At 66.6% G+C, this 23,962-nt stretch carries 15 protein-coding genes; 13 read left to right on the top strand and 2 right to left on the bottom strand.

Features of this window, described 5'->3' with window-relative positions:
• Nucleotides 1-189: 189 nt before the first annotated feature.
• From ACCQ09_RS20645 to zwf, 5 genes are all read left to right on the top strand, one after another.
• A complete protein-coding gene (locus ACCQ09_RS20645) occupies nucleotides 190-450 on the top strand; it encodes a YcgL domain-containing protein (protein WP_011270071.1) in 261 nt (86 codons plus the stop codon).
• Complete coding sequence (locus ACCQ09_RS20640; RefSeq protein WP_014506164.1) at nucleotides 443-3,766, top strand: ankyrin repeat domain-containing protein; 3,324 nt, start codon at nucleotides 443-445, stop codon at nucleotides 3,764-3,766. The genes ACCQ09_RS20645 and ACCQ09_RS20640 overlap by 8 nt, the downstream gene beginning before the upstream one ends.
• Before the next feature lie 26 nt (nucleotides 3,767-3,792).
• The gene (locus tag ACCQ09_RS20635) at nucleotides 3,793-4,122 is read left to right on the top strand and encodes a low molecular weight protein tyrosine phosphatase family protein (protein WP_014506165.1); all 330 of its coding nucleotides are present in this window, start codon (nucleotides 3,793-3,795) and stop codon (nucleotides 4,120-4,122) included.
• Nucleotides 4,123-4,185: 63 nt separating this feature from the next.
• A complete protein-coding gene (locus ACCQ09_RS20630) occupies nucleotides 4,186-5,985 on the top strand; it encodes a glycoside hydrolase family 15 protein (RefSeq protein ID WP_228428319.1) in 1,800 nt (599 codons plus the stop codon).
• Nucleotides 5,982-7,757: a glucose-6-phosphate dehydrogenase gene (zwf, locus tag ACCQ09_RS20625; protein WP_228428318.1), complete on the top strand. Its 1,776-nt coding sequence runs from the start codon at nucleotides 5,982-5,984 to the stop codon at nucleotides 7,755-7,757. The genes ACCQ09_RS20630 and zwf overlap by 4 nt, the downstream gene beginning before the upstream one ends.
• Before the next feature lie 434 nt (nucleotides 7,758-8,191).
• On the opposite strand, the gene ACCQ09_RS20620 is transcribed toward zwf, so the two are convergent.
• Both ACCQ09_RS20620 and ACCQ09_RS20615 read right to left on the bottom strand, forming a co-directional pair.
• Entirely contained in the window at nucleotides 8,192-10,003 is a 1,812-nt protein-coding gene (locus tag ACCQ09_RS20620; protein WP_040942041.1) for a monovalent cation:proton antiporter-2 (CPA2) family protein, read from the bottom strand.
• Between the two features lie 380 nt (nucleotides 10,004-10,383).
• A complete protein-coding gene (locus tag ACCQ09_RS20615; RefSeq protein WP_228428317.1) occupies nucleotides 10,384-11,211 on the bottom strand; it encodes a carbonic anhydrase in 828 nt (275 codons plus the stop codon).
• 566 nt (nucleotides 11,212-11,777) lie between these two features.
• Between ACCQ09_RS20615 and mgtE the strand changes: the two genes are divergently transcribed.
• From mgtE to ACCQ09_RS20575, 8 genes are all read left to right on the top strand, one after another.
• Nucleotides 11,778-13,145, top strand: a complete 1,368-nt coding sequence (gene mgtE / locus ACCQ09_RS20610; protein WP_011039061.1) for a magnesium transporter — start codon at nucleotides 11,778-11,780, stop codon at nucleotides 13,143-13,145.
• Nucleotides 13,146-13,565: 420 nt separating this feature from the next.
• Nucleotides 13,566-16,274 (top strand): bifunctional acetate--CoA ligase family protein/GNAT family N-acetyltransferase, encoded by a 2,709-nt coding sequence (locus ACCQ09_RS20605; protein ID WP_228428316.1) that lies wholly within the window; start codon nucleotides 13,566-13,568, stop codon nucleotides 16,272-16,274.
• A gap of 106 nt (nucleotides 16,275-16,380) precedes the next feature.
• Entirely contained in the window at nucleotides 16,381-17,424 is a 1,044-nt protein-coding gene (locus ACCQ09_RS20600) for a DUF475 domain-containing protein (RefSeq protein ID WP_011039058.1), read from the top strand.
• A 1,077-nt stretch (nucleotides 17,425-18,501) separates the two neighbouring features.
• Nucleotides 18,502-20,985 (top strand): ribonucleoside-diphosphate reductase subunit alpha, encoded by a 2,484-nt coding sequence (locus ACCQ09_RS20595; RefSeq protein WP_011039057.1) that lies wholly within the window; start codon nucleotides 18,502-18,504, stop codon nucleotides 20,983-20,985.
• A gap of 179 nt (nucleotides 20,986-21,164) precedes the next feature.
• Nucleotides 21,165-22,208, top strand: coding sequence for a ribonucleotide-diphosphate reductase subunit beta (locus tag ACCQ09_RS20590; protein WP_040942038.1), 1,044 nt, complete (start codon nucleotides 21,165-21,167; stop codon nucleotides 22,206-22,208).
• Between the two features lie 99 nt (nucleotides 22,209-22,307).
• A complete protein-coding gene (locus ACCQ09_RS20585; RefSeq protein WP_011039055.1) occupies nucleotides 22,308-22,793 on the top strand; it encodes a flavodoxin in 486 nt (161 codons plus the stop codon).
• Complete coding sequence (locus tag ACCQ09_RS20580; RefSeq protein ID WP_011039054.1) at nucleotides 22,765-23,091, top strand: thioredoxin family protein; 327 nt, start codon at nucleotides 22,765-22,767, stop codon at nucleotides 23,089-23,091. The genes ACCQ09_RS20585 and ACCQ09_RS20580 overlap by 29 nt, the downstream gene beginning before the upstream one ends.
• Nucleotides 23,092-23,503: 412 nt before the next feature.
• On the top strand, nucleotides 23,504-23,905 hold the full coding sequence (locus ACCQ09_RS20575; protein ID WP_011039053.1) for an acyl-CoA thioesterase: 402 nt from the start codon (nucleotides 23,504-23,506) through the stop codon (nucleotides 23,903-23,905).
• The last annotated feature ends 57 nt before the right edge of the window (nucleotides 23,906-23,962 follow it).

Below are 23,962 nucleotides of genomic sequence, written 5' to 3'. Positions count from 1 at the left end.
GTGGTCTGGCTGGCAAAAAGTGACCGCAGTATATCGGTGGCGGGTAGACCACCCGTCGATGGCGCAACTGAACGTGACGGTCATGTGGCTGACGCGACTGGGATTTTCCGCGCGTGCCGCGCTTTCGCCATGGCCGCAATTGGGACACAATCCTGCGACCCACATCACCTAGAGCGCGACCACGCGCGCATGCACGCCTACGTCTATAAAAGCCAACGCAAGCAGGACACGTTCGTCTATCTCGCCACGCGTGACGATTTCTCCGTGATTCCCGCCGACGTGCAGGCGCGGTTGGCGCCGTTCGCGTTCGTGCTGGACGTGGCGTTGACGCCGGAGCGCCGCCTGGCGCAGGCCGACGCGGACACCGTGCGCGCGGCGCTGGCCAGCCACGGCTTCTATCTGCAATTGCCGAAGACGGTGGTGCTGGCGGGCGAGTGCGACTATGACTGAGCCGCAGCGAGCCGCGCGGCTGCGCGCTGCGGGGCTGGCCGCTGCGGCCGGCGTGGTGCTCACCCTGCTCGGCGGCGTGGGCGGCGTTGTTGCCGCGCTGGCACTGTGGCTGGCGCAACCGGCCTTCGCGCTGGCGGTGTCCTGGCTGCGCGGCACCCGCGCGTTGCCGTCCCACCCCCGCGCACTGCTGCCAGGCCTGCCGCCTTTGCTGACGCTGTGGGGCGTTGGGCTGCTCGCCCTGGGCGCGCTGATTACTTGGCCGCTGACCGCCCTGCGCGACAGCGGCAGCCTGGCCGCCGCGCTGGCGCTCAGTGTGGCGGTGAGCGCCGCGTTGCTCGGGCTGTGGCGCACCTGGCCGCTGTGGGGCGAGGTGGAACGCGACGGCGGCCCGCTGACGCCACGCTGGCATGCATTGGCCACGCAGGAACTGCACGCCTGGCGCGGCCTGCTGGTCGCGGCCCTGGTGCTGGCGGTGTGCGGGCTGGGCGTGGCGCTGGCATGGCCGGGCGGTCTGTCCGGCGGGCTGCGTTGGGGCCTGGCGGTCGCCGCGAGCGTGTTGCTGCCAGCTGCCCACCTGCTGCTGCAGCGCACCGTGCCGCCGGCGCGCACCGAGACGCTGGCGCCCCGCCAGGCCGCAGATTTCTTCTCCGAAGCCGCGGCCGAACCCGGCCCGCTGGAACCGGTGGCCCAGCACCAGCTGGTGCCGGAGCTGTATGAAGCCGCCCGCGGCGGGCGCGTGGATCGGGCGCTGCAACTGCTCGAGGCCGGCGCCGACCCGCAGGCGCTGCCGCTGCCGGAATGGCGCGATCAACGCAGCCTGCCGGCGCTGGCTGCCGTGCTGCCGGACCTGCGCCTGTTGCGCGAACTGATCACCCGGCGCGTAGATGTGAACCAGCCGCACCGCGGCATGACCCCGCTGCTGGCGGCCACCCGCGACAGCTGGCATGGCCGCCCGGATGCGGTGATGACGCTGCTGGCCAACGGCGCCGACCCGCGCGCCACCGACAACGATGGCAACACGCCGCTGCACCACGCGGTGCGCAGTTCCGACCCCGGCGTGGCCGCGCTGCTGCGCGATGCCGCCGCCGAACTGGATGCGCTGAATAACGAAGGCCACTCGCCGCTGGCAATGGCCTGCCAGGTCGGCAATTGGCGCCTGGCCAAGTTCCTGCTGGAACGCGGCGCGCAGTCCGAGCCGGCCGGTGGTGCGCCGGTGTTGCTGGCGGCCGCAGGGACCGAGGAAGACGACCCGGCCGGCGTTCAGCTGCTGCTCAAGCACAAGGCGCGCGTGGATGCGCGCGACCGCCAGCGCCGCAGCGCGCTGCACGAAGCCGCGCTGGCCGGGCACGGCGACATCGTCGAGGCGCTGCTGGCGGCCGGCGCTAATCTGGAAGCGCGCGACCTGCTCGGCCGCACGCCGTGGCTGGATGCCGCCCGCCAGGCCCGCAGTGCGGTGCTGGAGCGGCTGGTGGCGCGCAAGACCGACGTGCTGGCGATCGATGGCGACGGCCGCAATGCGGTGATGCTGGCCTGCGCTGCCGACACCGTGTCGCCAGCGCTGATCCGTCGCCTGCTGGAGCTGGACGTCCCCGCCGATGCGCAGGACATGCACGGCCGCCGCGCCGTGGATGTGGCCGCCGAAGCAGGCCGTTGGGCGATCGTGCGCCTGCTCGATCCGGCCTATCTACTGCCCTCGGCGGTGAGTGACGCGCAGGGCGACGGTGTCAGTCCCACCACGCAACTACCGGACCGCCCGCCGCTGGTGCTGTTGCGCGAAGGCCTGCAGCTGGGCCAGCGCGATGGCCTGGTTGCACTGGCAAGGCTGTGCGGCCCGGAAGAATTGGGCGGCCTGCTGCACGACGCGCACCTGGCCTTGAATGCCGACGCGGTCGACTGGCTGCTGCGCCACGGGGCGGATGCCGAGGTGCGCGATGCCTGCGGCGACGTGCCGATGTTCGCGCTGCTCTCGCGTGGTGTCGAAGCGGTACCGGCGCTGCAGGTGCTGCTGCGCCACGGCGTCTCGCCGGCCGGTGCCGGCGGGCTGACCCGCCTGCTCAGCGCCTGCGTGCAGCACGACGCGGCCTCGCGCGGGCTGGAACAGTTCGCGCTGGAATTGCTGGAACGCGGCGCCGACCCGTTCGCGCCGTCGGCCGCTGGCGACCCGCCGCTGTCGCTGGCGGTGCGCCTGGGGTGGTTGCGACTGCAGCAGTGGCTGCTCGAACACGGCGTGGACCGCGAAGCGCGCGACAGCCACGGCATGACCGCGCTGCATCTGGCCACCGCGCTGGGCCGCGAGGCCTCGCTCAAATTGCTGGTCAAGCAGGGCGCCTCGCCGGAAGCGCGCGCCGCCGACGGGCAGACCCCGCTGGGCGTGGCGTTGTCGATCGGCCGGCGCGATCTGGCCGGTTGGCTGGACTGGCGCATCTGGTCGCTGCCACGCCGCACGCTGCGCGAGGCCGATGTGCCGGCCGCGGCGATGACCGGCGATACCGATGCGGTGCGTCGCCTGATCGACCTCGGCCTGCCGGTCGATGCGGTGGACGCGCAGGGCTGCACCGCACTGCTGCGTGCAGCCGGCAGCGGCCATCTGGCCGTGGTGACCCATCTGCTCGGCCGTGGCGCGGACCCGCAGCGTGCCGCCAACAGCGGCGCCACGCCATTGTCGGCGGCGGTGAGCATGCGCCAGACCGAGATCGTGGCGGCGCTGCTGGCGGCCGGCGCGCAGATCGAACACCGCCTGCCCGGTGGCGTCACCGTGCTGATGCTGGCCTGTGCGCTGGGCCTGCCTGACATCGTGGCGCGCCTGCTCGCCGCTGGCGCCGACGTGCATGCCAACGACGACCAGGGCCTGGCGGCGCTGCATTGCGCCGCACTGTACGGCTTCACCGCGCGCGACAAGATCCGCCTGCTCGCGCTGCTGGACACCTTGCTGCTGGCCGGCGCCGACCCGGATTACCTGGCCGGCGGGCGGGTCAGCCCGCTGCTGATGTTGCTGGGCGCACGCGCCGAACCTGGCACCGCCTGCGACGAGCAGGTCGTACTGGCCGGTGTGGAGCGCCTGCTCGACGAAGACGTGGCGCTGGACGTGGCCGATCAACGCGGCTTCGGCCCACTGCATCTGGCGGCCCTGCATGGGCTGCCCCTGCTGGTGCAGCGCCTGTTGCGTGCCGGCGCCGATTCGGACCGCCGCGACGCGCTCAACCGCACCCCGCGCGAGATTGCGATCATGCGCGGCTTCATCGACGTGGCGGGCCAGTTCGAACCGGCGTTGCCGGGGGTGTCGTCGATGGCGCGCTTTCTGCGCGAAGGCCGCTGAGCCAGCGCGCCTTTGCGCCGTTGCGGGTGCTGTTCGTGTGCAGCCGCAACCGGCTGCGCAGCCCTACCGCCGAGCACGTCTTCGCGCAGTGGCCGAATGTGCTCACGCAATCGGCCGGGCTGGCGCCCGATGCCGAACAACCGGTCACGCCCGAGCTGCTGCACGACAGCGACTTGGTGCTGGTGATGGAGCGCCGCCATCTGCAGCTGTTGCGCCGGCGCTTCGCTGCGCACCTGCGGCACTGCCGTGTGGCCTGCCTGCAGATTCCCGACGACTACACCTACATGCAGCCGGAACTGATCCGCCGGCTGGAACACACGGTGCCACCACTGCTGCGTTTGCCGGCGCATTCGTAACCCGATCCCGACACCTCGCGTGCAACACTGGGGTTTGACTCGCACGAAGGAAGCGCCCACCCGATGAGCGTCCGTATCGAGGACCACGCCATGCTGGGCAATTGCCACAGCGCGGCCCTGGTCGACCACTGCGGCACCATCGACTGGCTGTGCCTGCCACGCTTCGATTCCGATGCAGTCTTCGCCTCCCTGCTGGGCACGCCGGAACACGGCCAATGGGCGCTGGCGCCAGCTGCCGATTTCCGCAGCGAGCGCGCCTACGAAGACGACAGCCTGGTGCTGCGCACCCGGCTCATCACCGACACCGGCACGGTGGAACTGGTCGACTTCATGGTGGCCAGCGACGATGGTGAGGTGCATCAGCATCTGGTGCGCATGGTGCGCTGCGTGCAGGGCGAAGTGCCCATGCACATGCGCCTGACTTTCCGCTTCAATTACGGCCGCACGGTGCCGTGGGTGACCAGCATCGATGGCGGCATTCGCGCCATTGCCGGTCCGGATCAGCTGGCCCTGCGCACGCCGCAGACGCTGCAAGGCAAGGACCTGGGCACCGAAACCGACTTCACCCTGCGCGAGGGCGAAAGCACCTGGTTTCTGCTCAGTCACGGCCTGTCGCACCAGACCGTGCCGCCGGCCATCGACCCGGATGAAGCCCTGCAGCGCACCACCGCGTTCTGGCACGGCTGGGCGCGGCGGTGCACCGATGTGGGGCCGTGGACGCAGCAGGTGAAGCGATCGCTGGTGGTGCTGAAGGGGCTGAGTTATCTGCCCACCGGCGGCATTGTCGCCGCGCCCACCGCCTCGCTGCCCGAACACCTGGGCGGCACGCGTAACTGGGATTACCGCTATTGCTGGCTGCGCGATTCGGTGTTCACCCTGATCGCGTTGTTGCAGGCCGGCTACCGCGATGAAGCCTCGGCATTTCGCGACTGGGTGCAACGGGCCATCGCCGGTTCGCCGGATCAGCTGCAGGCGCTATACGGCATCGCCGGCGAGCGTCGCTTGCAGGAGTGGGAAGCGCATTGGTTGCCTGGCTACGAAGGCTCGGCGCCGGTGCGGATTGGCAACGGCGCGGTGGACCAGTTTCAGCTCGACGTCTACGGCGAATTGATCGGCGCGTTTCACTACGCGCGCGAAAAAGGCGTCCCGCCGCCGGCCGATGACGACGGTTCTTCGGCCTCGCTGCTGGAGCATTTCTTGGAAATGCTCGAAGACCTGTGGCGCACGCCCGACGAAGGCATCTGGGAAGTGCGCGACGAGCGCCGCCACTTCGTGCATTCCAAGGTCATGGCATGGCTGGCCTTCGATTGCGGCTGCCGCGACGGCATCACCAATGCCAGCGCCGAAAAACGCGCGCATTGGGGCCGCATCGCCGAGCAGATCCGCACCGAGGTACTGGAAAAAGGCGTGCACCCGGATGGATATTTCGTGCAGAGCTACGGCTCGGATCGGCTGGATGCCTCGTTATTACTGATTCCCATCGTCGGCTTCCTGCCGCCGGATGATCCGCGCATTGCCGCCACCGCCGACGCCATCGCGCGCGATCTCACCATCGATGGCCTGGTCGAACGCTATCGCGCCGACGACAGTGCCGATGGCCTGCCGGCCGGCGAGGGCACCTTCATCGCCTGCAGTTTCTGGCTGGTGGAAAACTACGCCTTGCTCGGCCGCACCGAGCAGGCGCGCGCATTGCTCGAGCGCCTGCTCGGGCTGTGCAACGACGTGGGCCTGCTCGCCGAAGAGTACGACCCGCGCGGAAAACGCATGCTTGGCAACTTCCCGCAAGGGTATTCCCACGTGGCCCTGGTCAATGCGGCATTGCGCCTGCATGGACGCATGGGCGAGAAGGAGACGCATCCATGAGTGAGCAAGTGACCACCCCGCCGTGCATCATCGTGGTGTTCGGTGCGCGCGGTGACCTGACCCGGCGCCTGGTGATGCCGGCGCTATACAACCTGCGCCGCGCCGGTGCACTTGGCGATGAATTCGCCATTGTCGGCATGGACCATGGCGACATCACCGAGCGTGCCTGGCGCACCAACATGGGCAAGGCGATGACCGAGCTGCTGAGCAGCCGCGATGCCGAGTTCCAGGCCGATGGATTCGATACCGATACCTGGGACTGGTTGCGCGAGCGCATGCATTACGTGCGCGGCGACTTCACCGACCTGCGTGCCTACCAGGCGCTGGACGGCGTGCTGGAAAAACTGCACAAGCGCTATGGCACCCGCGGCAATGTGCTGTTCTATCTGGCCACCGCCGCGCGCTTTTTCGAGCCGGTGTTGCTGAATCTGGGTGAGGCCGGGCTGGTCAAGCAGCACGAGGGCGCTGGCTGGCGCCGGGTGATCGTGGAAAAACCGTTCGGCCACGACCTGCCCAGCGCAAAGCATCTCAATGCCACAGTTGCGCGCGTGCTGCACGAAGACCAGGTGTTCCGCATCGACCATTTCCTGGGCAAGGAAACCGTGCAGAACATCCTGGCGTTCCGCTTTGCCAATGGCCTGTTCGAGCCGGTGTGGAACCGCGACCGGATCGACCATGTGCAGATCACTGCCGCCGAAACCATCGGTGTGGAAGGGCGCGGGCGTTTCTACGATCCCACCGGCTGCCTGCGCGACATGGTGCCCAACCATCTGTTCCAGCTGCTGGCGATGATTGCGATGGAGCCGCCGGCCGCGTTCACCACCGAGGCGATGCATCGCCGCCGCGCCGAAGTGATCGAAGCGGTGCGCCCGATCAAACCCGAAGACGTGGTGCGTGGGCAGTACGCGTCCGGTGCGGTCAATCGCAGCGCCGTGCCGGGATACCGCGAGGAAGACACGGTACCGGACGAGTCGGAAACCGAAACCTTCGTGGCGATGAAGTTGCAGGTCGACACCTGGCGCTGGGCCGGCGTGCCGTTCTATCTGCGCACCGGCAAGCGCCTGCGCGAACGCACCACCGAGATTGCGATCCGCTTCAAGCCCGCACCGCTGGCGCCATTTCGTAGCACCGAAGTGGGCGGCTACGGCCCCGACTGGCTGGTGCTGCATATCCAGCCCGACGAAGGCATCTCGCTGCAGTTCGACGTCAAGCGCCCGGGCGCGCAAGTGGCGTTGGCGCCGGTGCGGATGGACTTCCGCTACCGCGACTGGTTCCCGAAGGAATACACCGTTGGCTACGAGCGCTTGCTGCAGGACTGCATGAATGGCGAGGCCGGTCTGTTCCAGGATGCAGCGATGGTGGAAGGCGCGTGGCGCATCGTGCAGCCGATCCTGGATGCGTGGAAACAACCGCCCAGTGACTTTCCCAATTACGCGGCTGGCAGTGCCGGCCCGTCGGCGGCCGATGCGTTGCTGGCGATGAACGGCGGGCACGCCTGGCGTGCGCTCACGCCGGGCCGCAAACCGCCGCCGCGGCGCCCGCCTGAGGCACGTGCGGGTGCTGCGGCACCGGCGAAGAAGAGCGCCAAGAAGGCGGTCAAAAAGGCTGCGAAAAAAGTCGCCAAGGCGCCTGCCAAGCGCAGCGCTGCGGCGGCCGGGAAATCTGCAGCGGCGGCGTCGCCGAGTAAGGCGACCACCAAGGCGGTCACCAAGCGCGCCACCAAAAAGGCGACGAAGCCGGCAACCAAAGCCGTCAAGAAGAGCGCTTCGTAGAGACGGGAGAAGATTGCGTAGGAGCGCGCTTGCGCGCGATGAGGCTTTATCGGGAACGCCCCATCGCGCGCAAGCGCGCTCCTACGTTGATGTGACTATCAACAGGCGTTGTGGGACCGCTGAGGCTTTGATGTTTTCTTTGAAGGTGCTCTGGAACAGAGGGATCATCTTTCGTGCGTATGGACCGACAGATATCCGGTAACGCCGCATCGCGCGCGAGCGCGCTCCTACGTGTGTGCGGCTGGGGTGCATGGGAGATGCGAACCCATGGCGAATTGAGGTTGTTTTCGAATGTTGCTCTGGAACAGGAGCATCGGTTTTTCACACGTCTATACCGATAGACCCCGGTAAAGCCTCATCGCGCGCAAGCGCGCTCCTACGGGCTTCTCTCAACTGCGACCAAGCGCGCGTGATCGCATGCGCCCTTGCGTGTCTTATCGCTCGGGCGTGACCGGTGCAGGCTCCGGATCCACTTCGGCCTTGACGTCGGCTTCGAACAGATGCATCAGGTCTTCGCGTGCATCGCGCGAGGTCTGGATCACCTTGGCTTCGTCGTCGTAGACCAGATGCTGCCGGCGCAGCAGGTCTTCGTCGTGGTGGCGGAAGCGTGTGACGTGCTCCTGCGCGTCGGCCTCGCCAAGCCCCAACGAGGTCAATACGCGCCCGCCCAGCTCCAGGCTGGAGGCGAACACTTCACGGAACGGCTCGGCACCCAGGTCCATCAGTTTCCAGGCGTGCTGGCGGTTGCGCGCACGCGCCAGCACCGTGGCGTTCGGGTAAAGGCGGCGGATCAGCCGCACCGTCTTGATGTTGGTGTCCGGGTCGTCCACCGCGATCACAAAGACCCTGATGCGCTCGGCACCGGCGGCGCGCAGCAGCTCCGGGCGGGTCGGGTCGCCGTAGTACAGCTGGCTGCCGAAGCGGCGTAGATCCTCCACCGTGTCCGGGTTGTGTTCCAGCGCCACGAACGGCACGTGCCGCGCGGTGAGCAGGCGTGCGATCACCTGGCCGAAGCGGCCCATGCCGGCGATCAGCACCTTGGGCGTCTGCGTGTCGATGGTGTCGTAGGGGCGCTCGGATTTGGGCACCTTGATGCGTAGCGGGCCATTGAGCACGCGCTGGATGCCGAGCAGCAACAGCGGCGTCAGCGCCATCGACACACCCACGATGGCGACCAGGCGGTCGTGGTTGGCGGCGTCCAGCAGACCCACGCGATCAGCCTCGTTGAAGACTACAAATGCGAATTCGCCGCCCAGCCACAACACACCGCCCAGCATCAGGCTGCTGCGCAGCGGCAGCTTCGCCACCGTGCCGATCCCCACCAGCAGCGCGAACTTGACCAGCAGCAAGATGCCCACGCCGGCGGCGATCAACCCCGGTTCGGACACCACCCGGTCCAGATCGATGCCCATGCCTACCGAGATGAAGAACAGCCCCAGCAGCAAGCCTTCGAATGGCTCGATCTGCGATTCGAGCTCGTGGCGGAATTCCGAATCGGCCAGCAGCACGCCGGCGATGAAGGCGCCCAGGCTAGCGCTCAGGCCGGCCTCCTGCATGATCCAGGCAGTGCCCAGCACCACCAGCAAGGCGCTGGCGGTGAACACCTCGGGCATGCGCGTGCGCGCCACCACATTGAACAGATGCCGCAGCACGAAGCGGCCGCACAGGATGACCAGCGTCAACGCCACCAGCGCCTTGGCCACGTCCTGCCAGTCCAGCGTGGCATTTTTGCTGCCGCCCAGCAGCGGAATGGCGGCCAGCAGCGGGATGGCGATCAGATCCTGGAACAGCAGGATGGCGAAGGCCAGTCGTCCGTAATCGCTGCCCAGCGCCTTGCGTTCGGCCAGCAGCTGCAGCCCCACCGCGGTGGACGACAGCGCCAGCGCCACGCCGACGATGAGCGAGGTTTTCCAGCCCAGTTGCCCGGCCATCAGCAGGCCGCCCAGGATCAGCGCGGTCATCACCACCTGGGTGGTGCCGGCACCGAACACCGAGTGGCGCATCACCTTCAGCCGCGCCGGCGACAGCTCCAGCCCGATCACGAACAGCAGCATCACCACACCGATCTCGGCCGCGCCGCTGATGCGTTCGGCATCCTGCACCACGCCCACGCCATCGGGCCCGAGCACCACACCGGCGACCAGGTAGGCCAACACCGCCCCCAGGCCGAAGCGCTTGAACACCGGCACGGCCACGATCGCCGCCAGCATCAGGACCAAGGCCAGTTCGAGGCCGCCGCTATGCATGTTGCACTCTCCGTTGAGGTGCGCATTATGCCGCGCAAGGCAGGCAGCCGGCTTGCATGCCTGTGCCGGGGCCGCTGGCGGCGGCCGTCACGCATGAGCCTCGACCCTCGCCCTCAGACAATGGCGGCCGAGTGCTCTTGTTACGTGCGGTGGAAGCGGAGTGTGCCCGTCCCCCAAACCCCGGCACGACGACGCAAGCCGCCGCGCGCGATCCGCACGCGTGCAACGCGCTGATCTCCGCTATGCCACGCAAGGCAGGCAGCCAACCCGACAGCCAACGCACAACGGATGTCGGCTGTCGGTTTAGCGAGCAGACGCGGAGCTAGGAGCAAACACAGTGCTCAGCGCGCTGCGATGGAGGCAACGCGCTCGCGCCAGGCTCAGTGGCTCTTGAGCAGGAAGCGACGATCCAGCGGCTGCAGCGGTCGTGCGTTGAACGGGTACACGCGCTCGAACGCATTGATCTGTTCCCTGGACACCTGCACCGGCTGACTCAAGACCACCCAGTCCACCGTTTCGCTGCAGGGCGGGGTGGTCAGCGAGCCTTCGTAGCGGTAGAAGCTGCGCTGAGTGGCGGGCGGCAGAAAATCGCTGGCGCGCACGACCGCATCGGCCACCTGCCGGGTCTGGTTCTTGTCGTTCGGCATGGCGTCGAGCACGCGCTGGAAGGCCGGATTGGCCTTGCCGGTCTCGAAGAAGATCGCCAGCACGCCGAGCGTTCCATCCGGGCCCTGGTGCACGATGTGCGCCTCCATCGGGAAGCGCCGGCCATTCAACAGGTGCTCGCTGGGATGATGGAAATGCAGCTGCAGAGCATCGTATTGCTTGCCGCCGACCCGCATCGTGCCGCCGGCGTGCAGATCCAGCTGGATGGAGTGGCCGGTGTTGCGCACCACCAGCGGCACTGCGCTGTAGTCCAGTTGCAGCTTGCCCAGCGTGGCGTCGATCGCGTCCTTCAGATCGATGGGGCTGTTCTGCTGCCCATTGCCGCACAGCGCATTTTCCTTGGCCAGTTCGGCCCAGTGCTCGGCGCCTTCCGGGCCGGTGTAACCCCACTCGTGCCCGTCATGCTGGGTGGTTTCATGCGCGTGCACTGGCGTGGCGTCGGGCAACACGGTCTGCGCCATCGCCGCCGTGCCCCAGCCAGCGGCAACGCATAGGTACACGGGGCTGACGCGGTGTAACAAAAACGACTTGAAAGACGGCATGAAAGGTTCCTGGCAAAGCAGCGAAGTGGCGTGTATGCGATGGCCGGTGCGGCTCCCGCAAACGCTGTGCGGGAACGGCGATGCCGGGAAGCGAACTGTACCGATTGCCGTGCCATACAGCACAGGTTTGCGACAGCCGGTTCACTGCGGCTGATCGGCGCATGCGCATCTACGTGCAGGATGCAACGGCAACCGATGGCAACGCTGCGCCTGCCCCGTGCCTGCGTGCGCGCCGTAGCAGGATCTGTGCGTGTCGCAATTTTGTTGCAGGCGAAACGCCGCTGCCAAGCGTCGCGACGCGTGACAACGCCGGCCGCATGCAGCACGCGATTGCCCTGCCAAACGCGCACTTAAGCGCGCCGCACGCGAGGCATTGACCAGGCGGACACATGCGCGCAGACTGCGCCGCGCACCGACCGGGGCATCCGCTCGGCCGCACTTACGGAGCTCACTCTCATGTCCAGCGACAGTCACCCTAGACCCGGGTCGATGACCCAGCTGACGAGCGCCTGAGGCTTCAGGTTCGCCGGCTGTCATCGACGACGGTCGTCACCAGGCGAACCCCCATGTACAACGAAACCCTGCGCCTTGCCCAAGGCGTCGATGCATTGACCGCACCCCTGGCCGAGCTCAACACGGCCGATGCGGTGGAATATCTCAACACCCTCGACCGTGACGCCGCCGCGCATCTGCTGGCGGTGTTGCCGCAGCCGCGTGCGGTGAAGCTGCTCGAACAACCCGAGCTGCGCGATGCCAGTGCGCTGGTTGCACAGCTGCCGGCCGAGCATGCCGCCGTGCTGCTCGGGCAGATGGCCGACGACCGCGCCACCGACATCTTCCACGGCCTGGACGCCGATCAACGCGAGCCGCTGTTGTGGCGGCTCAGCGCCGAAGCGCGGCTGTCGATCCAGGCCTTGATGCGCTACCCGCCCAACACCGCCGGTGCGCTGATGACCACCGAGTTCGTGGCGGTGCCGTCGGACTGGACGGTGGGGCGCACCTTGCAGCACATCCGCGATGTGGAGCGCAGCCGCGAGACCGTGTATGCGATCTATCTGCTGGATCCACACACGCGTGTGCTGCAGCAGGTGGTGACCATGCGCCGGTTGATCACCGGCGCGGCCGAGGCACCGATCCTGGAGGTGGCACAGGTCAATCCGCCGGTTACCGTGGACCCGGCCCTGGATCAGGAAGAAGTGGCGCGGCTGATCCGCCGCCATGACCTGCTGGCGATCCCGGTGGTGGATGCCTGCGGCCACGTGCTGGGCATCGTCACCGTCGACGATGTGCTGGATGCGTTGATCGCCGAATCCACCGAAGACGTGCACAAGTTCGGCGGCATGGAAGCGCTGGACAAGCCGTACATGCAGATTGGCTTCGGGCAGATGATCAAGAAGCGCGCCGGCTGGCTGAGCGTGTTGTTTCTGGGCGAAATGCTCACCGCCAGCGCCATGCAGCATTTCGAGGACGAGCTGTCCAAGGCGGTGGTGCTGACCTTGTTCATTCCGTTGATCATGAGCTCGGGCGGCAACTCCGGCTCGCAGGCCACCTCGCTGCTGATCCGCTCGCTGGCATTGCGCGAAATCCGCCTGCGCGACTGGTGGAAGGTGGCGCTGCGCGAGTTGCCCACCGGGCTCACGCTGGGCGCCATTCTGGGCGTGCTGGCGATCGTGCGCATCGCCATCTGGCAGAACGCCGGCCTGTACGACTACGGCCCGCACTGGCAGATGGTGGCGCTCACCATCGGCGCGGCACTGGTGGGCATCGTCACCTTCGGCTCCTTGTCCGGCTCGATGCTGCCGTTCGTGTTGCAACGCTTCGGCTTCGATCCAGCCAGTGCCTCGGCGCCGTTCGTGGCCACCTTGGTGGATGTCACCGGGTTGGTGATCTATTTCAGCATTGCCGCGGCGATTCTCAGCGGAACCTTGTTGTAAGGTTCGCTGCAAGGCCGGGCAGGGACGTGGACACGGGCAGGAAGGCCCATGATCTTGCGGGCCGTGCCCGGCCGTCCTGAGATAAAGGAAAGGCGCGTTCGCCACCCAATCTGGAAGTGGTGGATGGCCTGCTGCGCTGCTTCGACGAAAGTTACACGATGGCCTACGGCGCGACGCGTTGCCGGCAGGGCACCTCGACATTTGTGAAGTAACGGCGCTGCCCGCACCGCCACGGCTGCGTGCGCACGGGCAGGCCGTTGCCGCGTCCGATGCGTTGCAGCCAAGAGGTCCGACGACCATGACGCAGTGGAGCAACTCCATCGCACTCCACAGCAACGCACGGTCACACACGGGCCGCAACGGTGCCCTCGCACGCCACTGCGTGTACCGTAGCGCGATGGTTTCTGCATCTTCTGCACGATGAGTACGTATCACCTGCAACAGGTGTTCCGCCCCACCACCGTCGCGGTGGTGGGCGGCAGTCCGCGCGATCGCTCGGCCGGGCGCGCGGTGGTGCGCAACCTGCGCGCGGCCGGGTTTCCCGGGCAGATCGGCTGGGTCAGCCCGCGCTATACCGAAATCGACGGCGTGCGCACGGTGGCGCGGTTGACCGACCTGCCCTGGGTGCCGGACCTGGTGGTGATCACCGCGCCGGCGCGCATCGTGCCGCGCATCGTCTCCATCGCCGCGCGGCGTGGTGTGGCAGCGGCGATCATTCTCACTGCCGGCCTGGGCAGTGGTGCCGGCTCGCCGGCCGCACGCGTGGAAGCGGCGGCGCGGGCCAAGGGCATGCGCATTCTCGGCCCGCACTGTTTAGGCGTGATCGCCCCGCATGCGCGGCTCAATGCCAGCATCGCCGCGCATTGCCCGCAGGCCGGCGACCTGGCGCTGATCTCCGAATCCAGCGCCATTGCCGCAGCGCTGGTGGAGTGGGGCGTGGCGCGCTCGGTCGGGTTTTCGGCGGTGGTCTCGCTGGGCGACACGCTGGACGTGGATTTCGGCGATCTGCTGGATTACTTCGCCACCGACTACCGCACCCGCGCGATCCTGCTGTATGTCGAACGCATCGGCGATGCGCGCAAGTTCATGTCGGCGGCGCGTGCCGCCGCGCGCGCCAAGCCGGTGGTGGTGGTCAAGTCCGGGCGGCAGTTCCGCATTGATCCCAATGCCGACACCCACGCGCAGGCGCTGGCCGGCTCGGATGCGGTGTATGGCGCGGCCTTCGCGCGGGCCGGGCTGTTGCGGGTGGGGGCGCTGGACGAACTGTTCGCCGCGGCCGAAACGCTGGGCCGCCTGGGTAGTTTTCCGGGCCGTCGGCTGGCGATCTTGAGCAATGGCGGCGGGGTGGGGCAGTTGGCAATGGACCAGCTGTTGCTGCGCGGCGGCACCCTGGCCGAGTTGTCGGCCAAGACGCTGGAGCGGCTGGATCAATCGCTTCCTGAAGGCTGGTCGCGCAGCAATCCGGTGGACATCATTGTCGACGCCGATGGCGAGCGCTATGCGGCCGCGATCGAAGCGTTGCTGGACGATCCGGAGAACGACGCGCTGCTGGTGGTCAACGTGCCCACCGCCTTCACCTCCTCGGCCGATGCGGCCAAGGCACTGACACGCGCGCTGGAGCAGCGCAGCCGCTACCAGCGCGAGAAACCGGTGTTTGCGGTGTGGCTGGGCCAGGACGACGCGGCGATCGCCGCGCTCAACGCTGCACGCGTGCCCACCTACGCCACCGAGTCGGACGCGGTGCGCGGCTTCACCCACCTGGTGCGCTACCGCGAGGCGCAGGCCGCCTTGATGGAGACCCCGCCCAGCCTGCCGGAAGATTTCGTGGTCGATGCCGGCATCGGCCGAGCGGTGGTCAACGAAGCGCTGGCCGCCGGCCGGCGCTGGCTGGATCCGGTCGCAACCAACCGCCTGCTGGCCGCCTACGGCATCCCGATCGTGCCGGTGCAGGTGGCCGCCACCGCCAACGAGGCCGCGCTGCTGGCCGACCCGTTGCTGGCAATGGGGCGCACAGTCACTTTGAAGGTGCTTTCCAGCGAGATCGCACACAAGTCGGACGTGGACGGCGTGCGCCTGAATCTGTCCAGCGTGGCGGCGGTGCGGGAGGCGGCGGCCGGCATCCTGGCGCGTGCCCGCGCCGCGCACCCCAATGCGCTGATCGAGGGCGTGATCGTGCAGCCCACCGTGCTGCGGCCCAAGGCGCGCGAGCTGATCGCCGGCATTGCCGATGACCCGGTGTTCGGCCCGGCCATCGTGTTCGGCCGTGGCGGCACCGCGGTGGAGGTGATCAACGACCGCGAGCTGGCGCTGCCGCCGCTGGACCTGCGCCTGGCCCACGAACTGATTGGCCGCACCCGCGTTTCGCGCATCCTCAAGGCCTATCGCGATGTGCCGGCCGCCGACGAGCGCGCGGTGGCGCTGGTGCTGGTCAAGCTGGCGCAGCTGGCCGCCGACATCCCCGAAATCACCGCGCTGGACATCAACCCGCTGCTGGCCGACCGCGAGGGCGTGATTGCGCTGGATGCGCGCGTGGCGGTGGCGCCGGTGCGCAAGCTGCACAAGGGCCGTGGCCATCCGCGGTTTGCGATCTTCCCGTACCCCAAGGAATGGGAGCGCCGCATCGCGCTGGGCGATGGCGCGCACGCGCTGGTGCGCCCGGTGCGGCCCGAGGACGACGCCCTGTTCCGCGCGTTCTTCGCCCGGGTCACCGTCGAAGACCTGCGGCTGCGCTTCTTCCAGTCGGTCAAGCATTTCAGCCACGAATTCATCGCGCGGCTGACCCAGCTCGACTACGCACGCTCCATCGCGTTGGTGGCCATCGACCCCAAGACCGGCGACATGCTCGGCGCGGTGCGCCTGCATGCTGACGCCGATTACGCGCGCGGCGAATACGGCATCCTGATCCGCTCCGACCTCAAGGGCCACGGCATCGGCTGGCAGCTGATGCGCATCATGATCGAGTACGCGCGCTGGCTGGGCCTGAAACTGATCGAAGGCCAGGTGCTGCGCGAGAACCGCACCATGCTGGCGATGTGCCAGAGCCTGGGCTTCGGCGTGCGCCCGGATCCGGACGACCCGACCCTGATGGCGGTGACACTCCCTATAATGGGCGAGCCACGCCCGGCCTGACTCCCCGTCACGCCGCGGTCCCCCATCCTCCACCGCATGCCGGACCGGCCAGGCCTTGCCCTGGTGTCGCCGTCCGGCTGTCGTCTCGGCCCGCCTGGGAGTGTCAATGTTTCGCGATTTCAGAATGTCGTTTTTGGTCACTGCGATCTGCCTGGGCCTGGCCGCCTGGTGGGGTCACACCTCGTCGATGGGCATCTGGCAGGCGTTATGGCTGTGCCTGGTGCTGAGCGTGCTGGAGGTGTCGCTGTCGTTCGACAACGCGGTGGTCAACGCCGGTGTGCTCAAGCACATGAACGAGTTCTGGCGGAAGCTGTTCCTCACCGTGGGCATCCTGATCGCCGTGTTCGGCATGCGCCTGGTGTTCCCGATCGTGATCGTGTCGGTGGCCACCGGCATGGGCCTGGTGCCGGTGATGCAGATGGCGCTGAAGGAGCCGGACCGCTACAGCCAGGTGCTGACCGACCACTACCCGTCCATCGCCGCCTTCGGTGGCATGTTCCTGCTGCTGGTGTTTTTGAACTTCCTGTTCGACCAGGACCGCAAGCTGCACTGGCTCGGGCCGGTGGAGCGGCTGGTCGGCAAGCTGGGCAAGGCCGATGCAATGTCGGTGATCGTGGCGGTGTCGGTGCTGCTGGGCACCAAGCTGTTCCTGCCCGATGCGGTGTTCCAGAGCGTGCTGTTCGCCGGGCTGGGCGGCATCCTGCTGTATCTGCTGGTGGGTAGCGTGGATGCCTTGTTCGAGGCCGAAGAGAGCGAAGACGGCAGCATGGGCCCGGCCAAGCGCTCGGGCATTGCCGCCTTCCTGTACCTGGAAGTGCTGGACGCCTCGTTCTCGTTCGACGGCGTGATCGGCGCCTTCGCCATCACCCGCGACGTGGTGATCATCATGCTGGGCCTGGCGATCGGCGCGATGTTCGTGCGCTCGATGACCGTCTACCTGGTGCACAAGGGCACCCTGGACGAGTTCGTGTTCCTGGAGCACGGCGCGCATTACGCCATCGGCGTGCTGGCGATCATCATGCTGGTGGGTACCGTCTACCACGTGCCGGAAGTGCTGACCGGCCTGATCGGCGTGGCCTTCATCGCCGCCTCGGTGTGGTCGTCGATCCGCTACCGCAAGCGCCATCACATCGGCCCGACCGAGATCTGATCCCGCCACGGGCCGCGCTCCGCTTAAGAGCGGCTACGGAGCGCCTTCGTGGCTGTCGGATGGGTGCTGCTGACGGACCGGCGCCGCTCCTTCTGTGGCTTGGCTGCAGAGCCCTTGCCCGCCCACCATCGCGGGACACGCTGCAAGTACGTCCTTGTAAGCGCTTACGCGGCATCCATGCCGCGTAAGGTCCCGCGGCGGTGGGCGGGCAAGGACCAGTCGAGAACGTAGGTGTGCATGGCTTTCATAAAAGAAGCGACCGACCAACCCTCTGGTGCGGTGTCCTCGCCGCTTGCGGGACCGTGTGGCGGCATGGATGCCGCCACCGAGCCCCCAGGGAGGGGTTCACGGCGTGTCCCGCGAGCGGCGAGGGCACCGCGCCCTCGACCGCAACGCCCGGGAGAAGTCCGCTTCCCACCATGGATGCAGCAGTGGCTGCCGGGGCCAGAGCAGTCGCGCCAAGCCTGCGGTGACGCCTGACACAGCCGCACCCAACTGTGACCAGCTTCAGCATCGGCCTGTGCCGCAGCTGACCTAACCGAACCCAACCAGTCGGCAAAAACGCCGCTCCAGGCCTTGACTGCGCACTCGGATTGGGCAGTTGGGCGCGCCGAAACGACCGTTCGTCAGACGACGCTTTGCGCCACAAGGGTTTGCGGGTTTTTCCCACATTATGTGTTGACCCCTCGGGAGCACCCCACTATCTTGGGGGAGTCGGTGGTTGGCCGCCCCAAGCGGCCGGACCTGAAAGAGCACAATCAGCGGGCATCCTGCGATTGATGAGCCTCCTCGCCGCAGCCGCAATCGGTTTCATTCAGTCATCCAGGGCAGTGCCGTGGAGCGAACTGCGTGGGGCCGGTGCGCTGCGGTTGTTTCGCCACCGACCACCACGCGACAGCACACCGCGCGGTGGCGGCCGTGGAATCTCCGGTGAGGAGATGGCGGGTGAGGGCGATGTAGCCGCGGACCACAAGTCTTGCGTGCTGCGCGCCTTGCACCGCCATCGCTGTCCAGGGAATCCGGATCCGGCCGCACCCCGTCCCCAGGCGGGTCCGTGTGCCTACGCATGGAGGACGCATGACCACCAACGACACCCTTGCCGCGATCGCCGCCGGTACCCTTGCACCCACCAGCGCTCCCGCCAGTGTGACCGTGCCCAGCCCCGCACACCCGGAGTTGAGTGACCCGTCGGACGTCGTGCCGCCCCCCCGCCAAGCCATTGCAATGCACGCACAGACCATCGAAGAACAAACCGTTTCCACCTGGATCACCAAGGAAGCCGGCAACCGCAAGATCCCGTTCGAGCCGGCGCGCCTGGAGCGCGCCATCGACCAGATCCATGCCGAATTCCCGCAGCTGGACGTGGGCGACTACAAGCGCTCGGTGTTCGGCTTCGTCGAGCGCAAGGACAGTGTCAACGCCGACGACCTGGTCGACCACCTGATCCGCGAGGCCGAGGCCCGCGTCGATCTGACCACCCCGGAGTGGGAGCACTTCGCTGCGCGTCTGTACCTGCGCCGCCTGTACAAGCGCGCCAGCCGCAACCGCTTCTACGACGCCGGCCAGAAGTACGGCTCGTTCGTGGGCCTGCAGGAAAGCCTGGCCGACCGTAACGTCTATTCCAACGACATCCTCAAGAGCTATTCCAAGGAAGAGCTCATCGAGGCGGGCAAGATGATTGCGCCCGAGCGCGACACGCTGTTCGCCTACAACGGCCTGTACCTGCTGGCCACCCGTTACCTGGCCACCGACAACTCGCGCGGCGTGTTCGAGCTGCCGCAGGAGCGCTGGCTGACCATCGCCCTGTACCTGATGCAGGACGAGAAGCCGCGCGAGCGCCGCATGCAGCTGGTGGGCGAGGCCTACTGGGCGCTGTCCAACCTGTACATGACCGTGGCAACCCCGACGCTGGCCAATGCCGGCAAGGTCGGCGGGCAGCTGTCGAGCTGCTTCATCGACACCGTCGACGACAGCCTGCAGGGCATCTACGACTCCAACACCGACGTGGCGCGCGTGTCCAAGCACGGCGGCGGCGTGGGCGCGTACCTGGGCTATGTGCGTTCGTCGGGCTCGGCGATCCGCGGTGTGTCCAACTCGTCCGGCGGCGTGGTGCCGTGGATCAAGCAGCTCAACAACACCGCCGTGTCGGTGGATCAGCTGGGCCAGCGCAAGGGCGCCATCGCGGTCTACCTGGACATTTTCCACCGCGACATCGAATCGTTCCTGGATCTGCGCCTGAACAACGGCGACCAGCGTCTGCGCGCGCACGACGTGTTCACCTCGGTGTGCATCCCGGACCTGTTCATGGAAGCGGTCGAGCGCCGCGGCGACTGGTACCTGTTCGATCCGCATGAAGTCAAGCGCATCAAGGGCTGGTACCTGCAGGACTTCTATGACGAGAAGAAGGGCGACGCCAACAGCAGCTTCCGCAAGAAGTACGAGGAAGTGGTTGCCGACGAGCGCATCACCCGCAAGACCGTCAAGGCGATCGAGATCTTCAAGCGGATCATGGTCAGCCAGCTGGAAACCGGCAACCCGTTCATGTTCTACCGCGATGAAGTCAATCGCAAGAATCCGAACAAGCACGAGGGCATGGTCTATTCGTCCAACCTGTGCACCGAGATCCTGCAGAACATGAGCCCCACGCGGATGATGCAGGAAATCATCAGCGGCAATCAGATCGTCACCACCAAGAAGGCCGGCGACTTCGTCGTGTGCAACCTGTCCTCGATCAACCTGGGCCGCGCGATCACCGTGCAGGCCGACCAGGCCGATCTGCTGGGTGCCGACGTGCTGGAGCGGTTGATCCCGATCCAGGTGCGCATGCTCGACAACGTGATCGATCTGAACCAGTTGCCGGTGCCGCAGGCCACCATCACCAACCAGAAGTACCGCGCCATCGGCCTGGGCACCTTCGGCTGGCATCACCTGCTCGCGCAGAAGGCGATCCACTGGAATGCCAAGGAAGCCGAGGACTACAGCGACGAGCTGTACGAGCGCATCAACTACCTGACCGTCCAGGCGAGCATGGAGTTGGCCAAGGAAAAGGGCACCTACAGCGTGTTCCGCGGCAGCGACTGGCACACCGGCGAGTACTTCCGTGCGCGCGATTACAACAGCCCGCAGTGGCTGGAGCTGTCCGCGCAGGTGGCGGTCAACGGCGTGCGTAACGCCTGGATGCTGGCCGTGGCGCCGAACATGAGCACCGCGCAGATCGCAGGTTCCACCGCGTCGATCGACCCGATCTACAGCGCGTTCTACTACGAAGAAAAGAAGGACTTCCGTCGCCCCGTGGCCGCGCCCGGCCTGTCGCTGGACACCTGGCCGTACTACGAAAAGGGCGCCTACAAGGTCGACCAGTTCGCCAGCGTGCGCCAGAACGCGCGTCGCCAGCGCCACATCGACCAGTCGATCAGCTTCAACTTCTATGTGCCCAGCACCATCCGTGCGAGCACGTTGCTGGATCTGCACATGACCGCTTGGCGTGAAGGCTTGAAGACCACGTACTACGTGCGTTCCAACGATATCGATATCAGTGAATGTGAGTGGTGTTCGAGCTAAGCGCATTCGCGCTTAGCTCCCCACGGTTCGCCCTGCGAACCGCGGGCCCCGGCTCATTAGCATCCACACCCCTGCGCCTTCGGCGCGCCCCCCTGACTCAGGGGGGCTTTTCTCCAGCACGATTTTGCTGTCGCCGTTCCCATGTGGACGCGTGACGCCTGAAAGACGAGTAAAGACCCATGTCCGCAACACCGCTTGAGCGCATCAAGATCCTGGAGCCGCGTCACCCCAATCGCTCCACTGCCATCATCAATGGCTCCACGTCCGGCATCCTCAACTGGAACGACATTCCGTACCCGTCCTTTTATCGGGCGTACAAGGAGTTGTCGACCAACTTCTGGATCCCCGACGAGGTGGACATGAAGGGCGACGCGCGCCAGTACAACGAGCTCTCGGCGCGCGAGAAGAATGCCTATGACTCGATCATCGGCTTGCTGGCCACGCTGGATTCGCCGCAGACGCGCTTCATCTACAACGTCGCCGAATACATCACCGACCCGGCCGCGCATGCCAATGCTGCGATCATCGGCCAGCAGGAAGTGATCCATAACGAGAGCTACAGCTACGTGCTGGCCTCCATCACCGGCCTGGCCGATCAGAACCGCGTGTTCGAGATTGCGCGCACGCACCCGACCATCATCAAGCGCAATGCGCCGATCATGGGCGCCTACGACGACTTCATGCGCGACAAGACGGCCGAAACGCTGATCCGCGCGCTGATCCAGTCCTCGATCCTGGAAGGCATCAACTTCTATTCCGGCTTTGCGTACTTCTACAATCTGGTCCGCCAGAACCGCATGACCGGCACCGGCAAGATCATCAGCTTCATCAACCGCGACGAGCTGGCCCACTCCAAGTTCATCAGCGAATTGATCCGCGCCATCATCGGAGAGAACCAGGCGCTGCAGGGCGATGAGCTCACCGATTACGTGCACAAGGCCTTCGAGCACGCGATCGACCTGGAAACGGTGTGGACGGCCGAAGTGCTGGACGGCATCGACGGCATCGACGTCGACGAAATGATCCGCTACGTGAAGTACCGCGCCAACAAGATGGCCGGCATGCTCGGTATCGAGAAGTTGTACGAAGGCGCCAACGACAACGTAATGCCGTGGATCAAGGCCTACGCCGACAACTTCACCGAGACCAAGACCGACTTCTTCGAGATGCGCAATGCCTCGTACAAGAAGACCAACTCGGATAACGGCTTCGACGATCTGTGATTGATCGGGAGTGGTGAATCGGGAATCGGGAATGGTAAAAGCAACCGTACCCCCGCTCTTTCGATTCACGACTCTCGATTCCCCATTCCCGGCCTCACCATGAACATCCTGCTCGCACTGGCTTCGTTGAGCGGTAACACGCGTGATGTGGCGCGCAGTGTCGCGCTGCAATGCGAGGCGGCGGGGCATGTGGTGACCTGGGTGGAAACCGATCTGCAGCGCCTGGCGCAGGTGCCGCATGCGCCGGGGCAGTACGATCTGTTCCTGCTCGGGAGCTGGACCGACAACGGCGGGCGCACGCCCACAGAGATGAAACGCTTCATCGTCGAACTGGTCGAAACGCTGGGCAAGCCACCGCAGGTGGCGGTGTTCGGTACCGGCGAGACGCAGTGGGGCGAGGACTATTTCTGCGGAGCCGTGCATCGCATCGCACGTTTCTTCGACAGCCCGTTTCCTCGCCTGACCATCGAACAGATGCCCCACGGCGTTCGTGATGCGCACGCCATCGCCGCCTGGACCGACGAGGTTCTGGCCCAATGCAAGAACGATCCCCATGATGCAGACCATTACCGTCACGTCGCCTGAGCACTACACCGAAGTCCTCGCCGCGCACCCGCGCGCGCTGGTGGATTTCTACAAGGACAATTGCCCGGGCTGCAAGATGCTCGACATGTCGCTGGACAAGTTCTCCGCCAGCGACGCCGCCGCCGGCGTGGCCTTGTTGAAGGTCAAGCTGGAAGTGGTGGGCGAGGAATTCTTCCGCGATCTGGGCCTGCGCCAGACGCCGACCCTGGCGCTGTACCGCGACGGCAGCGAGGTGGCACGCCTGCCTGGCTTCCAGTCGCCGGCGCAGGTGGAAACCGCGGTCAAGACCAGCCTCTGAGCGAGCTCTGGTGCGGCGCGTGCTTGTGCACGCAACGCGTGACCCGACGCTAGTGGGGAATCCGCTCTCGTAGGAGCGGACCCGGCCGCGACAGCCGCCGACGGGTGCTTGTCCCGCGTACGCCCTTGCTGCATTCGCTGCACCTTTGCACCGACACCCTGGCTTTGCATGTGGTGACACACAGCGCGTGTGGCTGTTCGTCCTCCCAGCCGCCAGCCGCAGCGCAGCCGTGACGAACCCCAGGCAGCACGAATGCCCCGCATTGCGCAGCACCGTCGCCTGCACATCGCGCGGATCAGGCTATCGTTGTGCTTCGACACGCAAGGCATGTCGAACGCGTGCATGCCACACAGCCGCCGCGGCCGCATCGCCCGCGCGGGCCGTTTGTTCCACCTTCTTTCTGGATCCCACGATGTCCGATAGCCCGCAGACCCCTCCACCGATCGAAGCGCGCATGGCCGAGATCGTGTTCCCCAACCACACCAACCACATGGGCACGCTGTTCGGTGGCCAGGCGTTGGCGTGGATGGACAAGGCCGCGTTCCTGGCCGCCTCGCGCTATGCGCGTCGCACCGTGGTGACCGCGCGCTCGGACCAGGTCGATTTCAAGTTGCCGATCCGCCAGGGGCAGATGGTGGAGACCATCGCGCGCGTGGTCTCGGTGGGGCGCAGTTCGATCAAGGTGGAAGTGGAGTTGATCGCCGAAGATCTGCTCAGCGGGGCACGCGAACTGTGCACCCGCGGCCACTTCGTGATGATCGCGCTCGGCGACGACGGCAAGCCGACCTCGGTGCCGGCGCTGCCGGCAGCCTAGCGCCGAACCACGCGCCGTTGCGATGCGGCCAACGGCCCGCTGCAGTGTCTCCACAAG

The sequence above is a fragment of the Xanthomonas sp. NCPPB 2586 genome (assembly GCF_041475775.2).
Lineage (GTDB): Bacteria > Pseudomonadota > Gammaproteobacteria > Xanthomonadales > Xanthomonadaceae > Xanthomonas > Xanthomonas campestris.
Note: the sequence above shows the minus strand (reverse complement) of the source record. Positions and strands in the feature narration are given on the sequence as shown.

Bases quoted from the DNA above. Each gene is read 5' to 3' on its own strand.
- ACCQ09_RS20645 (WP_011270071.1), top strand. From the start codon at position 190: ATGCACGCCTACGTCTATAAAAGCCAACGCAAGCAGGACACGTTCGTC.
- ACCQ09_RS20640 (WP_014506164.1), top strand. From the start codon at position 443: ATGACTGAGCCGCAGCGAGCCGCGCGGCTGCGCGCTGCGGGGCTGGCC.
- ACCQ09_RS20630 (WP_228428319.1), top strand. From the start codon at position 4,186: ATGAGCGTCCGTATCGAGGACCACGCCATGCTGGGCAATTGCCACAGC.
- zwf (WP_228428318.1), top strand. From the start codon at position 5,982: ATGAGTGAGCAAGTGACCACCCCGCCGTGCATCATCGTGGTGTTCGGT.
- ACCQ09_RS20620 (WP_040942041.1), bottom strand. From the start codon at position 10,003: ATGCATAGCGGCGGCCTCGAACTGGCCTTGGTCCTGATGCTGGCGGCG.
- ACCQ09_RS20615 (WP_228428317.1), bottom strand. From the start codon at position 11,211: ATGCCGTCTTTCAAGTCGTTTTTGTTACACCGCGTCAGCCCCGTGTAC.
- mgtE (WP_011039061.1), top strand. From the start codon at position 11,778: ATGTACAACGAAACCCTGCGCCTTGCCCAAGGCGTCGATGCATTGACC.
- ACCQ09_RS20605 (WP_228428316.1), top strand. From the start codon at position 13,566: ATGAGTACGTATCACCTGCAACAGGTGTTCCGCCCCACCACCGTCGCG.
- ACCQ09_RS20600 (WP_011039058.1), top strand. From the start codon at position 16,381: ATGTTTCGCGATTTCAGAATGTCGTTTTTGGTCACTGCGATCTGCCTG.
- ACCQ09_RS20595 (WP_011039057.1), top strand. From the start codon at position 18,502: ATGACCACCAACGACACCCTTGCCGCGATCGCCGCCGGTACCCTTGCA.
- ACCQ09_RS20590 (WP_040942038.1), top strand. From the start codon at position 21,165: ATGTCCGCAACACCGCTTGAGCGCATCAAGATCCTGGAGCCGCGTCAC.
- ACCQ09_RS20585 (WP_011039055.1), top strand. From the start codon at position 22,308: ATGAACATCCTGCTCGCACTGGCTTCGTTGAGCGGTAACACGCGTGAT.
- ACCQ09_RS20580 (WP_011039054.1), top strand. From the start codon at position 22,765: ATGCAGACCATTACCGTCACGTCGCCTGAGCACTACACCGAAGTCCTC.
- ACCQ09_RS20575 (WP_011039053.1), top strand. From the start codon at position 23,504: ATGTCCGATAGCCCGCAGACCCCTCCACCGATCGAAGCGCGCATGGCC.